The organism is Anaerotardibacter muris, assembly GCF_943192915.1.
Taxonomy (GTDB): domain Bacteria; phylum Actinomycetota; class Coriobacteriia; order Coriobacteriales; family Eggerthellaceae; genus Anaerotardibacter; species Anaerotardibacter muris.
The window spans coordinates 166,040-184,267 of the sequence record NZ_CALPCD010000004.1 but is presented as its reverse complement, the minus strand read 5'-3'; the positions used below and the strand labels follow the sequence as shown (position 1 = coordinate 184,267).

The window sequence follows — 18,228 nt, the reverse complement described above, 5'->3', positions numbered from 1 at the left end:
GGGGGACGGGTTCATTTTTGTCCCGGACAAAAATGAACCCGTCCCCCAAAAACAAAAAATCGGGACCACGATTGGTCCCGACCTTGAGATTCTATGGTGCCCCCAACGGGAATCGAACCCGTGTTTCCGCCTTGAAAGGGCGGCGTCCTAACCGCTAGACGATGGGGACAACGCGCTGCAAAAGACAGCCTGGTTATTATCACAGAGCCTTTCGCATTTTGCAAGCGATTATTCTTGCCCATTTCTCGATGGTTCAAAACCCCCACGTTGCGGACCTCGCAGACAAAGTCGTAGGTTGCCAGTTGATTCAGTCTCGCACGGTCTCTACCGATTCAGGCTTGAACCACTTTCGGGCTTATCGCTACTATAAGACTCAGCCGATCGGCTTTGGTTTTCGCTGGATGTGAAGGGTCTGCTTGAAGAAACTCATTGCTCAATTCATGAAATTCGGCATCGTGGGTGTGCTGGCGTTCCTCATCGACTACGGTCTGATGGTCGCGCTCACGGAATTCTTCGGCGTTCCTTACCTCATCAGCAACACCATCTCCTTCATCGTTTCGGTCATCTTCAACTATGTGGCCTCCATGCGCTATGTCTTCGAGCGTCGTGACGACCTTTCTCGTCATCGCGAATTCATCACCTTCGTAGTGCTCTCAGTTATTGGCCTTATCCTGAACGACCTGCTCATGTGGGTGTTCGTAAGCTTGTGGTTCATCGACTATCGCATCTCGAAGTTCATCGTCACCTTCCTGGTTTCGATCTGGAATTTCGTCAGCCGAAAGATATTCCTTGAAAAGCGCTAGCTCACCGCACGCAAGCGCCCAAAAGCACTAAAATGAAATGAACGGATCTTGCCGCTAACGATCAAAAGGAGAGAAGCGTGAACGTAACCTTCAAGCTGATGCGTCGCTCGGGCGATAAAGCCTACATCCTCTCCGAGATCACTGATTACGACAAGGGCTTGCCCGTGGTGCTCACGGCTTCGACCGAGAATGGATCGCTCATTCCGGCAGACGTATTCCCGTTCGTGAACGAAGAAGACCTCCTGGCTATGGAGTCGGCGGTGTTCGATACCGCGCTCGCGGTCCATGATGGCATGCATGATCATGGGCACGCGAAGAATTCTCCAGCGGTGCGCTTCTTCGTAGTGGTGCTCCCGTGGCTCAACGTGAAGCGTTGGGTGCTCGATTTTCGCGCCATCACAGCAGATGGGAAGACCCAATCGTTCTGCGTGAACAGCCTTGATGTGGATACGTTCCGCTGGCGCAGTCTGCTCGACATTCGTCGTGGCAAGTTCCAAGGTGAAGCTATCGAACGCTTGAGCGCGAGCTTCATCCACGATCGCATCCAGATCTCGTTCGTGCGAGCCTTGGAAGAGGGGAATCAGCTGTTGATCAGCGCGCAAGTCGAGATGCCCTATCACGAAGAGAGCTCCATCGAATTCGATTTCCTCGATTCGCGTGGTCGTGCGATCTATCCTGATTATTTCGTCATCGAAGATAGTGTGACCCATGGCGAAGATTACGGTGCGCTCGAGCGCCGCCGTTTGGAGGTTTCCATAGCGCTGCCAAGATCCCAAGGCGAGGTATGCGTGTGCGCTACTGATACCGTGGGCACTATCGCGCCTGGGTTCGCCATGCTGGGCAAGAAGAGCCTTTCAGAGCTTTTGAACAGTTTCGCCAAGCAGACCTGCACCGCTTTTGATGATGCTCACTATGATGAATGGTATCGCGTCAACCAGCATGCCGATCTGCCCACGCTCTTCGAGGAGGTCTCGGTCCGCTTCGAACATGAGCCGCTCATCAGCGTGGTGTGCATCCTAGAGAACGCCCAGCACCACCATATTCACGATGTGATGAACGCCTTGCGTACCCAGAGCTATGGCAAGTGGGAGCTCATCTTGGTGGATGTCACAGGAGACGACACCTCCGCCAGCCAGCTGCTCGAGGTCTTCCAAGATGACCGCATGTATCTGGTCGATGTCGATCCCGATCTTTCACGTACTGAGAAGATAAACGCGGCCATCTATGCGGCCGAAGGTGAATATGTGGGCTATCTGTTTGCCCATGATCTTATCGCGCCCGATGCCTTGTTCGAGTGCGTTCGCACCATCAATCAGTTCCCGAACTGCGATGTTATCTACTGCGACTCTGACACGATCGACGCTCAGCGTTATCACTCGCATCCTGTGATGCGCCCCGACTATTCGCCCGAGCTCTTGCGTTCGTTCAACTACCTGGGCAATTTCGTCATCTATAGCGAAAGCCTGCTCGAGAAGGTCGGTCTACTCGATCCTGCTTTCGAAGGTGCCCTCTCTTACGATCTTATCTTGCGTGCGTCTGAACAGGCGCGCAAGATCTGTCATATCCCACGCGTACTCTGTCATCGACGCTTCGCCTCAGAGATCAAAGAGGATCAGCTCTTCTCTGTGCAAGCTCAGGAAGCGGGCCGGAAGGCTTTGGTTGAACATTGCAAGCGCATGGGCATGAGCGTGGAAGTGATGAATGTGGGTGTCCCGCTGCACTATCGCATTCGCCATGTTTCCGTGGAGACGCCCAAGATCTCCATCGTATTGAACGCAGAGAACAGCGCCGAGCAGATCGAGCGCTGCGTGAAGAGCATCTATCAACAGGTGAATTATGCGAACTTCGAGGTGGTGGTCGTTGCTATCGGTCAGGCGGACGAAGAGATGCAGGCTTGCTATGAGCGCTTGAGCCAGCAATTCGATTCGTTCAAGACCTTGGAGTGGTCGGGTGAATTCAATCATGCGCGATTGGCGAACTTCGCGGTAGAGCAGCTCGATAGCGACTATTTCTTCTTCATCACCGACGATACGCGCATCCTTACCCACGATGCGCTCCAGGTGATGCTCGGATATTTCCAAGATCGCCGCGTCGGTGTGGTGGGCCCCCAGAAGCTCTTCGTGGACGGCACCATCGACCATGCAGGATTGGTGGTTGGCGGGCACCATATCATCACCATGCTCTCGCGCTTCATGCCGCCAACGTGGCGTGGCGCGCTCGATCGCAACATCGTTTCACACAATGTTTCCGCGGTGTCGGGCGATTGCATGTTCATCTCCCGAGAAGCGTTCGATCAGGTGGGCGGCTTCACTGAAGAGTTCTCCATTGCCTATTCCGATGTTGATTTTTGCCTGAAGGCCCAGGAGCTGGGCTTTTACACGGTCTATACACCATACGTGGCACTCACGCATCTGCGTTCAGTGAACCGTTTGCGCAACTATTCGCAGGCATTCCTTGTCAAGCGCAAGCGTGAAGCGGCGCTGCTGCAATATCTGTGGCCTGGCTATTTCGTGAAGGGCGATGGCCTCTACAGCACGAACCTTGATCCCAATAGCCCTTACTACGCGCTCAAGGAAGACTAGCATGAACGTACGCGTTGAGAGCATGTGTCAGGGCGATGGCAAGATCTATGTGCAGGTTGCCATCGAACGTCTTTCGCCTGATGCGGTCGTTCTGCTGGAAGCGCACCTGAAAGACGGTACGCTCATCCCATCGCATCTGCTCTCTTTCGATCCGCTCGATGGGCAGTCCAGTGCGAATTATGCCGTGATCGTACCGCATCTGAATGAACGCGAGATCATGCTCGAGTTCAGCGAATACCGTAGCGCAGATGCCCCGCTGGGTCGTGCGCACCTTACCATCGAAACCTCGGCGCTCAATTGGCGCACGCGCATCAATTCTGTGGTGAAGAACGAGCTCATCGCCCAGATGTTCGATATCGAGCGTGAATATTATTCTGACCGCATGAATGTGCGCTTCATCACGGCGATCGACGACGAAGACGACATCGTGGTGAAGATGCTCGTCGACCTGCCGCAGACAGAAGGCGCTGATGTGGAAGTGCGCTTCCTCGACGCGCACGGTCTGGAGCGCGATCTGCCGGTCTACCCGCTGTTCGAAGAGGTGAAACCTGCACCACGTTTTGGCGATGCACCACGCGTGAACGTAGGCTTTTCGGTCCGCGTACCGCGCGATGACAAGGACTTCTGCGTCAGTGCAACGGATGCACGCGATGTGGTGCCTGGTGGTTTTGCGATGTTCTGCGATGAAAGCTACGAGCCACTGAAGGCTCTCTTCGAGCAAGAGACCATGAACGCTGGCCAGGACCCCACGTATGACGAGTGGTATCTGCTCCATAGCGCAACGTTGGCCGACTTGGCCGATCAGCGTCGCTTGTCTTTCACCTACGAGCCGCTCATCACCTTGATCATGCCGCTTTCTCAGGGTGACGACCGCTTCTTGCCGCGCACGTTGCGTGCGCTGGCGGCGCAAACGTATTCGAACTTCGAGGTGGTGGTGGTCGATCGCTATTTCGAAGACCGCGAATTCGATGCCATGTTCGCAGGATCCAAGGAAACGGCACCGATAACGCGCGTGAAGATCGATGATTCACAGGCCTTCGATGCGGTGTTCGAAGCAGGTCTTGCCCAAGCGCAAGGTGAATACTGTGCGCTGCTCACGCCCGATATCGTGCTTGCACCCGAAGCGCTCTTCGAAGTGGTGCGCTGCGTGAACGAAGCACGCGCGCTTCCCGATGGACCCCAGGCGCATATCATCTATGCCCACCACGATTCCATTCACGCAGATGGAACGCTCAGTAATCTGGTGTGCAAGCCAGTCTATTCGCCCGATCTGCTGCTTTCGTATAACTACGTAGGCCCGTTCATCGTCTTCGATCGCAGCTTGGTGCAACATGTGCATGCTGAACAGGGTTTGCCGGCTGAAGCGCTCATCTATGACCTGTTGTTCAAGGCTTTCGAGCAGGCGGGCGATCTTATGCGCATCGACCAGATCCTCTATCACATCCAGGAGGTAGCGCAGCCTGATCCAGATGAGGACAAGGTACGTATCGAACAGCAAGAAGAAGACTTTCGCGGTGGTCGCCGCGCGGTTGCCAACCATCTCAAGCGCATTGGCGTGGAAGCTACCGTGCTCTCTGATATCCGCGATGAGGTCTATCGTTGCAATTACGTCCTGCCTGAAAAGGAACCTTCGGTGTTGGTCGTGATCGTGAATCGCGATCGTCCTTATCTTTTGGAGACGTGCCTGAAGAGCCTCTTCGAGAAGAATGCTTATCAGAATCTTGCGGTGCGCATCATCGACGATGGGAGCGCGCTCCCAGAGACTCAAGAGTGTTACGGGCGCCTTGAGGGAACGTACGAGGATCTTGAAGTGGTGCGTCCCGCAGAGCGCGCGGGTTTCGCGGTCTACGTGAACGATGTGGTGGCTCAGACCGAGAGCGATTATATTTTGCTGCTCGATTCCAATGTGGAGTTGGCCAGCGATGATGCCATCGCTCGTATGGTTGGTGTGTGCCAGCGCCAAGAAGTGGGCGTAGTTGGGGCGAAGCTGCTCTATGCCGACGACACTATTGCTCAAGCTGGCATCACGGTGGGTTCATCGCTCGGTTCGATCGGCATCGGTGTCGATCTGCCGCGTGGTGCTTCAGGTTATATGAAGCGTCTGTGCTGCACCAATGATGTTTCTGCGGTGTCCAAAGCATGCCAGCTCATCAAGCGAAGCGTGTTCGACGAGGTAGAAGGTTATGACAAGCGTTTCAAGCTCGATCATGCGGATACTGATCTTTGCTTGAAGGTGATCAAAGCGGGTTATTACGTGGTCTATGACCCTCAGGTAGAGCTCTATCATTTCGAGAATACGGTCCAGGACGAGAACTTGCCCGATGCTCGTCGTATCCGTCTAGAGCAAGAGCGTGCCTACCTGCACTTCAAGTGGCCGCGCGCTTTCGTGGAGGGCGATCCCTTCACCAGTTCGTTGCTGGCCCGTGGCAATGGTTATTACCAGCTATATTATTAACGTATAACCTCGCGGTCTTTTTGCGTCTTCAGTTGGACTATAGTTGAAACTCGCGCGCGAAGTGGCCTTGCCTGTTCGCGTTCGTTTTTGTTCGAACCACAACTTGATCGCAGGATTCTATGATTCAGATTGAGCATCTTTACAAGACCTATCCAGGAGGGAAGCAGAGCGAAGCGCATGCTGCCCTGAAAGATATCAACCTCACTATCGAAGATGGGTCGATCTTCGGTATCATCGGCCAGTCGGGTGCGGGCAAATCGACGCTCGTGCGTTGCATCAACCTGCTTGAGCGCCCCACTGAAGGCGAGATCATCATCGACGGTGTCAATATCACCGACCTTACGGGCAAGGACTTGCTCGAATTCCGTGCGAACGTGGGCATGATCTTCCAGAATTTCTCATTGTTCCAGCAGCGTACGGTGTTGCGCAATGTCACCTTCCCGCTGGAATTGCACAAGGGCTACAACAAGGCCGAGGCCAAGAAGCGCGCTTTAGAGCTGCTCGAGTTGGTAGGGTTGGCTGACAAGGCGGATAAATATCCTTCGCAGCTTTCTGGCGGTCAGCAGCAGCGTGTGGCTATCGCGCGTGCGCTCATCAACAATCCTTCGATCATGTTATGCGATGAAGCAACCAGCGCGCTCGACACCATGACCACGCAATCCATCCTTCAGCTGCTCAAAGATATCAACAAGGAACTGGGCGTCACTATCGTGCTCATCACACATTCGCTTCTGGTGGCCGAGACCATCTGCGATACCATCGCGGTGATCGATGCAGGCCAGATCGTTGAGATGGGCTTCACGAAGGATGTGTTCGAGAATCCGCAGAGCGATGCAACGCGTCAATTGTTGGGAAAGAGGGCGTAGACGATGGAAGGTTTGACCGCATTTTTCGATACCTATGGTGCGCTGCTCGCGCAGGGTACATGGGATACGCTGCTCATGACCTTTGTGGCAACGTTCTTCGCCTATGTATTGGGTATTCCGCTCGGCGTGCTGTGTGTGCTCACGAGCCCCAAAGGCCTGAAGCCGCATCGTGTGCTGAATATGGTGCTCGGCTGGATCATCAATATCGGGCGCTCGATCCCGTTCATCATCTTGCTGGTGGCGCTCATCCCGTTCACGCGCTTTGTCGTCGGCACCTCTTTGGGCGTGCCTGGCGCTATCGTGCCGCTCGTGGTCTCGGCGGCGCCCTTCATCGCGCGCATGGTCGAACAGTCGATCGAGGAAGTAGATGGGGGACTGGTCGAGGCTGCTCAGAGCTTCGGTGCGAACGTGTGGCAGATCGTCTACAAGGTGTTCTTGCACGAGAGCCTGCCATCGCTCGTACGCGGTTTCGCTATCGTGTTCATCACCATCTTGGGTTACTCGGCCATGGCTGGCTGCGTTGGTGCAGGCGGCCTGGGCGACATCGCCATCCGCTACGGTTATCAGCGCTACCAGGACGACGTGATGATCGCCACGGTCATCATCCTCATCGTCATCGTGCAGATTGTGCAGAGCTTGTGCAACTATACTGCCCGCAGGATGGAGCATAAATCCTAACTCCTAATTGGGGACGGGTTCATTTTTGTCCGGGACAGTTTGGGGACAGGTTCAAATCGGAAGTCTTTTGGGGTGCTGCGGCTGCAAGGTAAGGGTGCATGATTTACCCGCTACCCTGTTCGCCCTTCGGGCTCATGCGGTTACTCTCCAGCTTTGTTTACATGAACCCAGCTTAGGCTGGGTTCTATCTTTTCAAGATGGCTATACGAAGTAAATTCTGCACCCTTACCTCACATCCGCAGCACCGCGCGCGTACGATGAACCTGTCCCCGTTTTGTCCCGGACAAAAATGAACCCGTCCCCAATGTTATTCCCAATGGGCTAAATCGGGGCAGTGTTGTGCATGCGGGGTCGTATAATGAATACGTCTCTGACACTGTTATCTTTGGGAAGGAAGTTGAGACATGGCGATGAGCCCTGATCAGGATTTCGTGCTGAAGACCATCAAGAGCCGTGACGTGCATTTCGTGCGTTTTTGGTTCTGCGATGTGCTCGGCAATATGAAATCGTTCGCGGTCATTCCGAGCGAGCTGGAGAATGCATTCGAAGAGGGCATGGGTTTCGATGCCAGCTGCGTGCAAGGTTTTTCGCTCAACTATGAATCGGATATGCTCGCATTCCCTGATGCTTCTACCTTTCAGATCCTGCCTTGGCGCCCAGCGGAAAACGCAGTGGCGCGCATGTTTTGCTCCATTCGCACTCCTGAAGGGCGCATCTATGCGGGTGATTCGCGTGCAGTCTTGGCTAAGGTGCTCGAAAAGGCTGCCGATCTGGGCTTCATGATGAATGTTGGCCCCGAGATCGAATACTACTATTTCAAGGATCGCGAAAGCCGCGAGGTGCTCGACACGGGCGGCTATTTCGATCTTACCTCGCTCGACAATGCCAGCGACCTGCGCCGCGACACCATCCTCACGCTTGAGAAGCTGGGCATCCCTGTGGAGTATTCTCACCATGAGAATGGTCCATCGCAGCAAGAGATCGACCTGCGTTTCGCCGATGCGTTCACCATGGCTGACAATGTGATGACCTACAAGCTCACGGTCAAAGAGATCGCTATGAAGCACGGCTATTATGCTTCGTTCATGCCCAAGCCGCTCACGGGAGAGCCTGGGTCGGGCATGCATATTCATCAAAGCTTGTTCGATGAGGAAGGCAACAACGTCTTCTTCGACGAGAACGACCCCGATGGATACAACCTTTCCAAGGTGGCGAAGCACTATATCGCCGGCCTTCTGAAGTACGCGCCAGAATTCGCTCTGGTCACGAACCCTACGGTCAATTCGTACAAGCGCCTGGTCTCGGGCGGCGAAGCACCTACGCAGATCACGTGGGCGCGCCGCAACCGCAGTACGCTCGTTCGCATCCCCAGCTACAAGCCGCACAAAGAAGAGGCATGTCGAATCGAGCTGCGCAACCCAGACCCTTCGTGCAACCCCTACCTTGCCTTTGCGGTCATCTTGGCGGCAGGCCTCAAAGGTGTTCAGGACGAATTGCCGCTTGAAGCGCCTTGCGAGGATCCGAGCTTGTTCGACTGTTCGCGCCAGGAACTGAACGCGCGCGGCATCCGCACGCTTCCCGATACGCTCGGTGCGGCGGTGGAGCTCTTCGCTCAGTCCGATCTGATGCGTGAAGTGCTCGGCGAGCATATCCATTCTTATCTTGTTCAGGCCAAGCGCGCGGAATGGAACGATTACCAGAAGAATGTTTCCCAGTGGGAACTTGACCACTATCTGGGTGTTCTCTAGGAGGCAACGATGCAGAGAAAGAGCGTCATATTCGTTGCTGACAGCCTTGACAACGCACATAAGTTCCAAGCCATCCTTAGCGGTATGGACGTGGATGTGGTCGCGGGGTCTTCGCTGCAATTCCGTAAGCTCTTGCATGAGCACCCCAGCTGCGACCTGATCATCTTCGAGGCGAGCAATGACCCTACCAACTCCATCGCGATGGTCGAGGACCTGATGGTCCAAGACGGCGGTGGCTCGATCCTTATCATCGTGAAGGAAGAGATGCTCCAGGGTTTGCGTTTGCCTGTGCGTTTGAACAGCGATTTCGTAGTGCATGGAGCAAGCTCTGACGAATGCGCCTTGCGTATCCGCCAGCTCTTGTGGCCAGGCAATGAAGCATCCACGAGCGAATTCATCGCTATCGATACCATGACCATCAATCTTGCGACTTACCAGGTCACCGTGAATGGCAAGCCCGTTGACTTCACCTACTTGGAATACGCGCTGCTCGCGTTTCTTGTGACCCATCCAGGTCGCACCTATTCGCGCGATGCGCTGTTGCGCCGCGTGTGGGGCTTCGACTATTTCGGCGGTTCGCGTACTGTTGATGTGCACGTACGAAGGGTGCGTGCGAAACTTGGTCCGGACCTGGCGCAGCGCTTGGAGACTGTGCGCGGCGTCGGATATCTTTGGAGTGCATAGATGACTAAGACCATCGCCATCATCGATGGCAATTCCTTGATGCATCGCGCTTTCCATGCGGTGCCTCCCGCTATGACCGCGCCCGACGGCACGCCCACCAATGCGGCGTTCGGCTTTCTGGCGATGTTGATCAAATTCATCGAGGATCTGCATCCTGATGCTATCGTGTGCGCGTTCGATAAGGGGCGTCCTGCGTTTCGTATGGAAGCGCTCGAGCAGTATAAGGCGCAGCGTCCCCCGATGGATGACGCGCTGCGTGTGCAGTTTCCCCTGATCGAGGGCTTGCTCGAAGCGCTCGATATTCCCGTTGTTGCGATGCAGGGTTGGGAAGGCGACGATATCCTGGGTACCATTTCGGCTCAAGACGAGAAGCTGGGCTATCGCTCGCTGCTCGTTACAGGAGATAAGGATGCCTACCAGTTGGCGAGCGATCTTACCCAGATCGTCACCACGAAGAAGGGCATCACCGATGTGGTCATCTATGGTCCGGCTGAAGTTGAGGAACGCTACGGTGTTACTCCGGCTCAGTTCACGGATTTTCTGGGTCTGAAGGGTGATAAATCAGACAATATCCCCGGCGTTCCTGGCATCGGCGACAAGAAGGCTGCTGCTATGTTGCAGGAGTTCGATGACCTTGAGGGCATCTATGCCAACCTTGACGCGTTCAAGGGTAAGCAGTTGGAGAATCTGGAGAACCACAAGGATGACGCGTTCCTCTCGCGCCAGGTGGCCACCATCGTGCGCGATGCGCCCATCGAGTTGGATCTGGAATCGCTCTCGTTTCCCAGTTTCGATCCAGCGCGCGTGACCGAGGCGTTCACCAATGTGCGCTTCATGGCGCATCTGAGCAAGGTATTGGGGATGCTCGATGGGAGCGCAGCGGCAACGGCCAGCGCTGAATCCTTTGAGGCGAATCCGCTCGTGTTCGGCGAAGATGCGGCCGTGAAGCTCGATGAGCTCTTAGCTGACAAGGATGCTGAACCCGTTGTGCTCGCAGGCCATGACAAGCAAGAGTCGCTGTTCGGTCAGGCTGTCAATCTGGTGGTCCGTACGGTCGAGGATACGCTCGTCTTCGAAGGCGATGCAGCTGAAGAAGCTCTTGCGCGTTTGGTGCGCGAGGCCCATTTCGTCACCTACGATGCGAAGAAACTAGTTGAGATCGTCTTGCCAAATGATACTGCGCTCAAGGCGCTCATCACATCTGAAGAGGCCATGGGTATGGATTGCTTCGATGTGGCTTTGGCGGCTTATGTGTTGAATTCGACCTATGGCGGTTACAGTATCGCGCAGTTGGCCGAGGTCTATTGCGGTGCGCTCATGCCCGAACAAGAATCCATCGTCGATGATCTGGCGTTGCAAGCTGCAGCCCTTGAGAAGCTTGCGCAGATCACCCGCACGAAGCTTGGCGAAGACGACGCGGAGGGCGTATATTCAACCATCGATCTTCCGCTCATCGGCGTGCTGGCATGCATGGAGCGTACGGGTGCTGCTATCGACAAGCCTACGCTCGACCGCATCGCCCTTACCACGCAAGAAGAACTCGACAAGCTACGTGCTCAGATCTATGAGCTGGCGGGGGAGGAATTCAACATTGATTCCCCTAAGCAGCTCGGCCATATCCTCTTCGATGTGATCGGGCTCACCCCGCTGAAGAAGACCCAGCGCGGCTATTCCACCAACGCTACGGTCCTTAAAGAGCTCGCGAAGGTCCATGAACTGCCTGAACTGGTGCTCCATTATCGTGAATATGCAAAGGCGAAGTCGACCTATATCGATGCGCTGCCGCGCATGCGTGCTCAAGATGGACGGATCCATACTTCATTCAATGAGATGGTCACGGCCACAGGACGCCTTTCGTCTTCTGATCCGAACTTGCAGAACATTCCTGTTCGTACCGATTTCGGTCGTAAGATCCGTGAATGCTTCGTGCCGCTCGAAGAAGGCGAGCTGTTCCTTTCGGCTGACTATTCCCAGATCGAACTGCGCTTGTTGGCTCACCTTTCGGGCGATGAGCACTTGATCGATGCTTTCCTTTCGGGCGAGGATTTCCATGCCAAGACTGCAAGCCGCGTGTTCGATGTGCCGCTCGAAGAGGTCACGCCCACGTTGCGATCACGCGCGAAAGCGGTGAACTTCGGCATCGTCTATGGTCAGCAGGCTTATGGTCTAGCCCAGACCCTCGATATCCCCATGTACGATGCGAAAGAGATGATCGACCGTTACTTCGCTGCTTACCAGGGTGTTCGTGCCTATCTTGATCGCGTGGTAGAAGAGGCGAAGGCTAAGGGCTATACAGAGACGCTCTTTGGCCGCCGCCGTTATATCACCGAACTGAACGCGCGTAACCCCGTGCAGCGTGGCTTTGGCGAACGTACAGCCATGAACCATCCGATGCAGGGCACGGCAGCCGACATCATCAAGATCGCGATGCGCCAGGTGCAAGATGAACTGCTTGCGCAAGGTGCGAAGACCAAGCTGATCTTGCAGGTGCATGACGAATTGGACTTCTCGGTCCCGCAAGATGAACTGGCAGACGTTTCGGCGATGGTGAAGCGGATCATGGAATCGGTGGCCGATCTGGCTGTCCCGCTGCTCGTTGATGTGACCTCAGGGGCTAACTGGGCGCAAGCTCATTAGAGTTTCCTGCGAATGGGGCCGGGCCCTCTTTCGTAAGCTATGAGGATATAGGGGTAGGGCCGTAGATTCATTCGGAACACTAACTTAGAAAAGCAGAAGGAACCCGCTCGGGTTCCTTCGCGTATGAATGCATGAGGCAGTGCAGCGCATGAGCCCAAAGGGCGAACAGCGCAACGGATGAATCCGAGACCCTACCCCTATATCCTTGTAGCTTTCGTTGAAGATCAAGAGGGGGACAGGTTCAACTTCCTATTCGAACATCTGAGCCTGTCCCCAAACTGTCCGGGACAAAAATGAACCCGTCCCCAAAAATATCGAAGAATTCGGGAAAGAATCCCTATAATAGATAAGGCTGTTTTCCGTACGGGCGCTGGCTTAGGCTGTTGGAACTTTTGAGCACAGATGATCCGCGCAGATCGCAGCAGGTCCCGCGGGGCTGCGCAGAAGCTCTTTTCCCTCGAGCACGCGCGATGTGCCGCAGGCCGTCAAAACGAATACTTTTAATGGTAAACGCTGTAAACGTTCGTTGACTTGCGCCCAGGTGGCTGATAAGATAACGGCTTGCGTTTTGACACATTTATAGGAGTATGCATGTACGCAATTGTTAAGACCGGTGGTAAGCAGTACAAGGTATCTGCCGGCGATTATCTCAATATCGAAAAGCTTGACGCTGAAGTTGGTGCTACCGTGCCTCTGACGGCTATCGCTGTTGTTGATGGCGACAAAGTCGAGGCTGATCCCGCTAAGGCTGCGAAGACCGCTGTTAAGGCGGAGGTCGTCGAACAGTTCAAGGGTGATAAGCAGATCATCTTCAAGTTCAAGAAGCGCAAGAACTATAAACGTACCCGTGGTCATCGTCAGAATCTCACGCGCGTGAAGATCGTTTCCGTCGGTTCTGAAAAAGCCGCGAAATAAGGAGGAGGGAATAGAATGGCACATAAGAAAGGTCAAGGCTCCATCCGTAATGGTCGCGACTCTCAGTCGAAGCGTCTTGGTTGCAAGCGTTTCGCAGGTGAGCAGGTCGGTCCTGGCGTGATCCTGGTTCGTCAGCGCGGCACGCGCATCCACCCTGGCGAGAATGTCGGTCGTGGCAAGGATGACACTCTGTTCGCTCTGTGTGAAGGTGTCGTTGAATACACCAAGGGTGTTCGTCGCAAGGTGCATGTTCGCCCTCAGGCATAACAGCCCCTCAAACGTGATCATCGAAGCCCTCTGCGCATAGCAGGGGGCTTTTTCGTTTAGAATGGATTCACTATGTTTATCGACAAAGTGCGCATACATGTGAAGGCGGGCGATGGCGGTGCAGGCTGCATGTCGTTTCGTCGCGAGGCTCATGTTCCTAAGGGCGGTCCTGATGGCGGCGATGGTGGCCGTGGTGGCAACGTGATCGTGCGTGCTGACGCGGGCGTTTCGACGCTGATCGACTATCGTTTCAAGCATCATTTCAAGGCTACGCGTGGAACTCACGGCAAGGGCTCCAAGATGCATGGTGCCAACGGCGAAGACCTTATTTTGAAGGTGCCCGTGGGCACGGTGGTGCGCGAATACTTCGAAGACACGAAAGAAGTGGGCGAACTGCTGGCAGACCTCACGCATGATGGTGAAGAGATCATCGTTGCGGAAGGTGGACCGGGTGGTCGTGGCAATACGCATTTCGTCACGCCTACCAGGCGCGCTCCTGCTTTTGCTGAACTGGGTGTTCCCGCTGAAGAGGGTTGGATCGAGCTTGAGATGAAGCTCATGGCCGATGCGGCGCTCGTAGGCGTTCCTTCGGCAGGCAAGTCATCGCTCATCGCGCGTATGTCCGCGGCTAAGCCCAAGATCGCCGACTATCCTTTCACCACGCTCGTGCCGAATCTTGGCGTGGTCAAGGTCCAGGATTACAGCTATGTGGTAGCAGATGTTCCAGGGCTCATCGAAGGAGCGCACGCGGGCAAGGGTTTGGGGCATGAATTCCTCCGTCATATCGAGCGGAGTGCTCTTATCTTGCATGTGGTGGATCTTTCGGGAGGCTTCGAAGGACGAGACCCTGTGGAAGATTACGAGATCATCAAGCGCGAGCTGGAACTCTATGCGCCCGAATTGGCGCAGCGCCCTTGCATCGTGGTGGGTAACAAGATCGATATGCCAGGCGCCGAAGAGGCTGCTAAGCGTTTGCAGGAAGTGGTGAAGAAGGACTCCATCGCACTTGCCGGTGGCGATGAATTCACTGAAAGCTCACTCAACCCGCGCGTGTTTTTGACCAGCACCGTTACTGGTCAAGGCATCGATGCGCTGATGGCAGCAACAGGTGGCGAGGTTCAGAAGTTGCGCGAACAGGCTCGTGCTGAACGCGAGGCGGAAGAGCATTTCGATCAGGTTTGGGAGCACAAGCGCCAGGAGCGTCGTCAGCAATACCAGATCACGCAGCTTTCAGAAGGCGTGTTCCGTGTGAGCGGTAAGCAGATCGAGCGCATGGTGATCCAGACCGATTGGGAAAACGATGAAGCTATCGCGTTTTTGCAGCATCGATTCAAGCGCCTTGGCTTGGATGATGCTCTTGAGAAGGCGGGCGCACGTGATGGGGACGAGATCCGCATCTTGGGATACGAATTCGAATTCGAGTCTGCGAAGATGCATGAAGATATGTATGGCGGCCTGGATCTGTAAGGCTGCTTTCAAGACCGCGGTGGCAGGCGATGTGGTCGTCTGATCGATAGGGGAGCTAGTGAGCGCATGACGCTTGAGCAGAAGAAGATACTGGTGGTGAAGATCGGGTCATCCACGTTGGTGAATAGCGAGGGTAGGCTCGATGGCGCCTATCTTTCTAGTTTGGCATTCCAGATCAGCGCGATCCGTGATGCGGGCTGGACTCCTATCATCGTGACCAGCGGTTCTATCGCTTGCGGCCTTGAAGCTTTGGATATGACCGAGCGCCCAAGCGACACCCCAACGCTTCAGGCGGCAGCTTCGGTGGGAACGAATATCCTGGTCAGCGCCTATGCGCATGCATTCGAGCGCTACAACATGCTCACTTCTGTGGTATTGATCACGCGTCAGATCACGGCCGATCGTGAACAATACCTTCATGTGCGCGACACCCTTGAGCGCCTGCTCGATCTGGGTGTGGTACCCATCATCAACGAGAACGATACGGTCTCGGTCGAACAACTTCGCTTCGGTGATAACGACACGTTGGCGGCTCTGGTCGCGTGCCTGGTGAAAGCGCAGCTTTGCGTGATCTTCTCCGATATCGATGGGTTATATACAGCTAATCCTTTCGAAGATCCAACAGCCACGCTGATCGAAGAGGTGGCTTCTATCACGCCCGAGCTGATGGCGGTAGCAGGCGGTTCGAGCTCGACAGTAGGTTCAGGTGGTATGATCACCAAGATCCGCGCAGCGCGCGTATTGATGGCGGCAGGCATCGACCTGGTCATCTGCAATGGACGCAATACTGATAGTTTGGTTCGCCTAACAGCTGGTGAACGGGTGGGAACGCGTTTCTCCCCGCTCGCAAAAGCCCACGATATCACGCCGAAGAAGCTCTGGATCGCTCTAGGCGATACGGCCAAGGGGGCGGTGATCGTGGATGAAGGCGCTCGGGAGGCGCTCGTTTCGCGCGGTTCATCGCTTTTGGCAGTGGGTGTGCGTGGCGTTGAGGGCAGCTTCGCGCGCGAAGATATCATCGATATCATCGACGGCAGCGGTCACATCATCGCGCGTGGCAAGGCAGGTGCGTCCTCATCTGAGGTGACCTTGGCGTGCGGCCGCAGCCAGAAAGAGATCAAGGGCAACGAATTGCTGGCGAATTTGGCTCAGCACCCGGTCGTTCATCGTGACGACCTGGTTGTTTTCGAATAGGGGATACCATGAGCGGACTAGCACGACAGGCAGCCGAGGCAGCCAAGCGCGCATCGAGCGCATTGGCACAAGCAAGCGAAGAGAAGCGCAACGAAGCGCTCTATGCTATGGCTATGGCGCTGCGCGAGCATGCGCCAGAGATCTTGGAAGCGAATGCCCACGACATGATCGCAGCGCGTGAAAAGGGTACTAGCGCGGGGCTTCTCGATCGCTTGATGCTCGACGATGCGCGAGTGGAGGCTATGGCCTTGGCGCTCGAATCACTTGCAGCGTTGAAGGATCCAACGCGCGTGGTGCTCGAAGAGCGCACGCTCTATAACGATCTGAAGCTCACGCGCATCACCGTACCGCTCGGCGTGGTGGCGATGGTCTACGAAGCGCGTCCGAATGTGACCGTTGATGCTGCAGGTATCTGCGTGAAGTCGGGAAACGCCTGCGTGTTGCGTGGTGGCTCGCTAGCCATTCGATCTGCCGTGGCGCTTGGCGAAGTATTGCGCGGTGCGCTTTCGCGCGTGGGGCTGCCCGAAGACTGCGTGGTGGTGATCGATTCGACCGACCGCGAGGTCACCGACGAACTGCTCACACTGCGAGACCTGGTCGACGTGCTCATCCCGCGCGGCGGCGAAGGGCTCATCCGCCATTGCATCGAGCATTCGCTCATTCCGGTCATCGAAACAGGCACGGGCAACTGCCACATCTATATTCACGAATCGGCCGACCTGGAGAAGGCCTACCCGATCGTGCTGAATGCCAAGACCCAGCGCGTAGGCGTATGCAATGCCTGCGAATCGGTACTGGTGGACAAGGCTATCGCGCAGGAGTGCTTACCTCGTTTGGTCGAGCTGCTCGCTGGTGCGGGTGTGCGCATGCATGGAGATGAAACGGTCTGCGATATTGCTGCACAGCAAGACATCACCGTAGAGCCTGCCACTGAAGCTGACTGGGGCAAGGAATACCTTGACCTGGAGATAAGCATCAAGACGGTCACTGGTCTTGAAGAAGCTATTGCGCACATCAACCACTATGGCACGAAGCATTCCGAGTCCATCATCGCCGAAGACAAGGATGCAGCCCACGCATTCGTCCGTCAGGTCGATGCGGCAGCCGTCTACATCAACGCTTCTACGCGTTTCACCGATGGCGGCGAATTCGGGCTGGGGGCCGAGATAGGCATCTCTACTCAAAAGCTGCATGTGCGTGGTCCGTTCGCGCTTGAGGCGTTGACCACTTACAAATACATCATCGAAGGTGAAGGCCAGGTGCGTGCCTAGTGCCCGTGATCAGTGAACGCTTCGATGATCTAGGCTTGGACGACCCGAGCAAGACCTATCGCCTTGGCATCATGGGCGGTACGTTCGACCCGATCCACATGGGTCATTTGGTGTGCGCCGAACAAGCACGCGATGCGCTCAAGCTTGATGGCATACTGTTCATCCCAGCGGGCAACCCCGTGTTCAAGAAGCACCAGAAGGTCACCGATGCTGCCCATCGTGTGGCTATGTGCAAGGCGGCAACGGCCGACAATCCATACTTCGATGTGAGCTCCATCGAAGCCGATCGTGCAGGTGATACGTATACGGTCGATACCCTACGCGCCATGCGCGATCATTTTCCCGACAACGTGAAGCTCTACTTCATCGCGGGTGCTGACGCGATCGCTACGTTGCCGCAGTGGCGTGATGCGCGCGAACTTTCGAAGCTCGCAAGCTTCGTAGGGCTCAATCGTCCGCGGAGCGCGAACTTGCGCAGTCCTTCCATCAACCAAAGCTTGCGGGAGGCGGGTTTTCGCACGCTCTTTGTCGAAGCACCGCTCTTCGAGCTTTCTTCAAGCGATATTCGTAAGCGCATTTTGGCAGATAGATCGGTCCGCTACCTTATTCCGCCGGCGGTTTTGGAGTATATTAGCTCTATTGGACTCTATGGAGATTGATA

14 protein-coding genes and 1 tRNA gene are annotated in these 18,228 nt (G+C 55.4%); 14 read left to right on the top strand and 1 reads right to left on the bottom strand.

The window, feature by feature from the left end:
- Positions 1 to 94: 94 nt before the first annotated feature.
- Positions 95 to 169: transfer RNA gene (locus NFR25_RS05105), tRNA-Glu, on the bottom strand.
- A gap of 247 nt (positions 170 to 416) precedes the next feature.
- Here NFR25_RS05105 and NFR25_RS05100 point away from each other — a divergent pair.
- The 14 genes from NFR25_RS05100 to nadD all read left to right on the top strand — a co-directional run bounded on the left by NFR25_RS05100 (position 417) and on the right by nadD (position 18,226).
- On the top strand, positions 417 to 803 hold the full coding sequence (locus tag NFR25_RS05100) for a GtrA family protein (protein WP_251198171.1): 387 nt from the start codon (positions 417 to 419) through the stop codon (positions 801 to 803).
- A 77-nt stretch (positions 804 to 880) separates the two neighbouring features.
- Positions 881 to 3,385: a glycosyltransferase gene (locus NFR25_RS05095; protein WP_251198170.1), complete on the top strand. Its 2,505-nt coding sequence runs from the start codon at positions 881 to 883 to the stop codon at positions 3,383 to 3,385.
- A gap of 1 nt (position 3,386) precedes the next feature.
- Positions 3,387 to 5,840 (top strand): glycosyltransferase family 2 protein, encoded by a 2,454-nt coding sequence (locus tag NFR25_RS05090; protein WP_251198169.1) that lies wholly within the window; start codon positions 3,387 to 3,389, stop codon positions 5,838 to 5,840.
- A 119-nt stretch (positions 5,841 to 5,959) separates the two neighbouring features.
- A complete protein-coding gene (locus NFR25_RS05085) occupies positions 5,960 to 6,706 on the top strand; it encodes a methionine ABC transporter ATP-binding protein (RefSeq protein ID WP_251198168.1) in 747 nt (248 codons plus the stop codon).
- A 3-nt stretch (positions 6,707 to 6,709) separates the two neighbouring features.
- Positions 6,710 to 7,384, top strand: coding sequence for a methionine ABC transporter permease (locus tag NFR25_RS05080; protein WP_251198167.1), 675 nt, complete (start codon positions 6,710 to 6,712; stop codon positions 7,382 to 7,384).
- Between the two features lie 404 nt (positions 7,385 to 7,788).
- Positions 7,789 to 9,132, top strand: coding sequence for a type I glutamate--ammonia ligase (gene glnA / locus NFR25_RS05075; RefSeq protein ID WP_251198166.1), 1,344 nt, complete (start codon positions 7,789 to 7,791; stop codon positions 9,130 to 9,132).
- A 9-nt stretch (positions 9,133 to 9,141) separates the two neighbouring features.
- Positions 9,142 to 9,816 (top strand): winged helix-turn-helix transcriptional regulator, encoded by a 675-nt coding sequence (locus NFR25_RS05070; protein ID WP_251198165.1) that lies wholly within the window; start codon positions 9,142 to 9,144, stop codon positions 9,814 to 9,816.
- Positions 9,817 to 12,453 (top strand): DNA polymerase I, encoded by a 2,637-nt coding sequence (polA, locus tag NFR25_RS05065; RefSeq protein ID WP_251198164.1) that lies wholly within the window; start codon positions 9,817 to 9,819, stop codon positions 12,451 to 12,453. It abuts the gene before it with no gap.
- A 591-nt stretch (positions 12,454 to 13,044) separates the two neighbouring features.
- On the top strand, positions 13,045 to 13,368 hold the full coding sequence (gene rplU / locus NFR25_RS05060; protein WP_251198163.1) for a 50S ribosomal protein L21: 324 nt from the start codon (positions 13,045 to 13,047) through the stop codon (positions 13,366 to 13,368).
- Positions 13,369 to 13,383: 15 nt separating this feature from the next.
- Positions 13,384 to 13,635 (top strand): 50S ribosomal protein L27, encoded by a 252-nt coding sequence (gene rpmA / locus NFR25_RS05055; protein WP_022362766.1) that lies wholly within the window; start codon positions 13,384 to 13,386, stop codon positions 13,633 to 13,635.
- Positions 13,636 to 13,707: 72 nt separating this feature from the next.
- On the top strand, positions 13,708 to 15,102 hold the full coding sequence (obgE, locus tag NFR25_RS05050) for a GTPase ObgE (protein ID WP_251198162.1): 1,395 nt from the start codon (positions 13,708 to 13,710) through the stop codon (positions 15,100 to 15,102).
- A 66-nt stretch (positions 15,103 to 15,168) separates the two neighbouring features.
- Complete coding sequence (gene proB / locus NFR25_RS05045; RefSeq protein ID WP_251198161.1) at positions 15,169 to 16,296, top strand: glutamate 5-kinase; 1,128 nt, start codon at positions 15,169 to 15,171, stop codon at positions 16,294 to 16,296.
- A gap of 8 nt (positions 16,297 to 16,304) precedes the next feature.
- Entirely contained in the window at positions 16,305 to 17,567 is a 1,263-nt protein-coding gene (locus tag NFR25_RS05040) for a glutamate-5-semialdehyde dehydrogenase (RefSeq protein WP_251198160.1), read from the top strand.
- The gene (gene nadD / locus NFR25_RS05035) at positions 17,567 to 18,226 is read left to right on the top strand and encodes a nicotinate-nucleotide adenylyltransferase (protein WP_251198159.1); all 660 of its coding nucleotides are present in this window, start codon (positions 17,567 to 17,569) and stop codon (positions 18,224 to 18,226) included. Before NFR25_RS05040 ends, nadD begins: the two co-directional genes overlap by 1 nt.
- Positions 18,227 to 18,228: the final 2 nt, after the last annotated feature.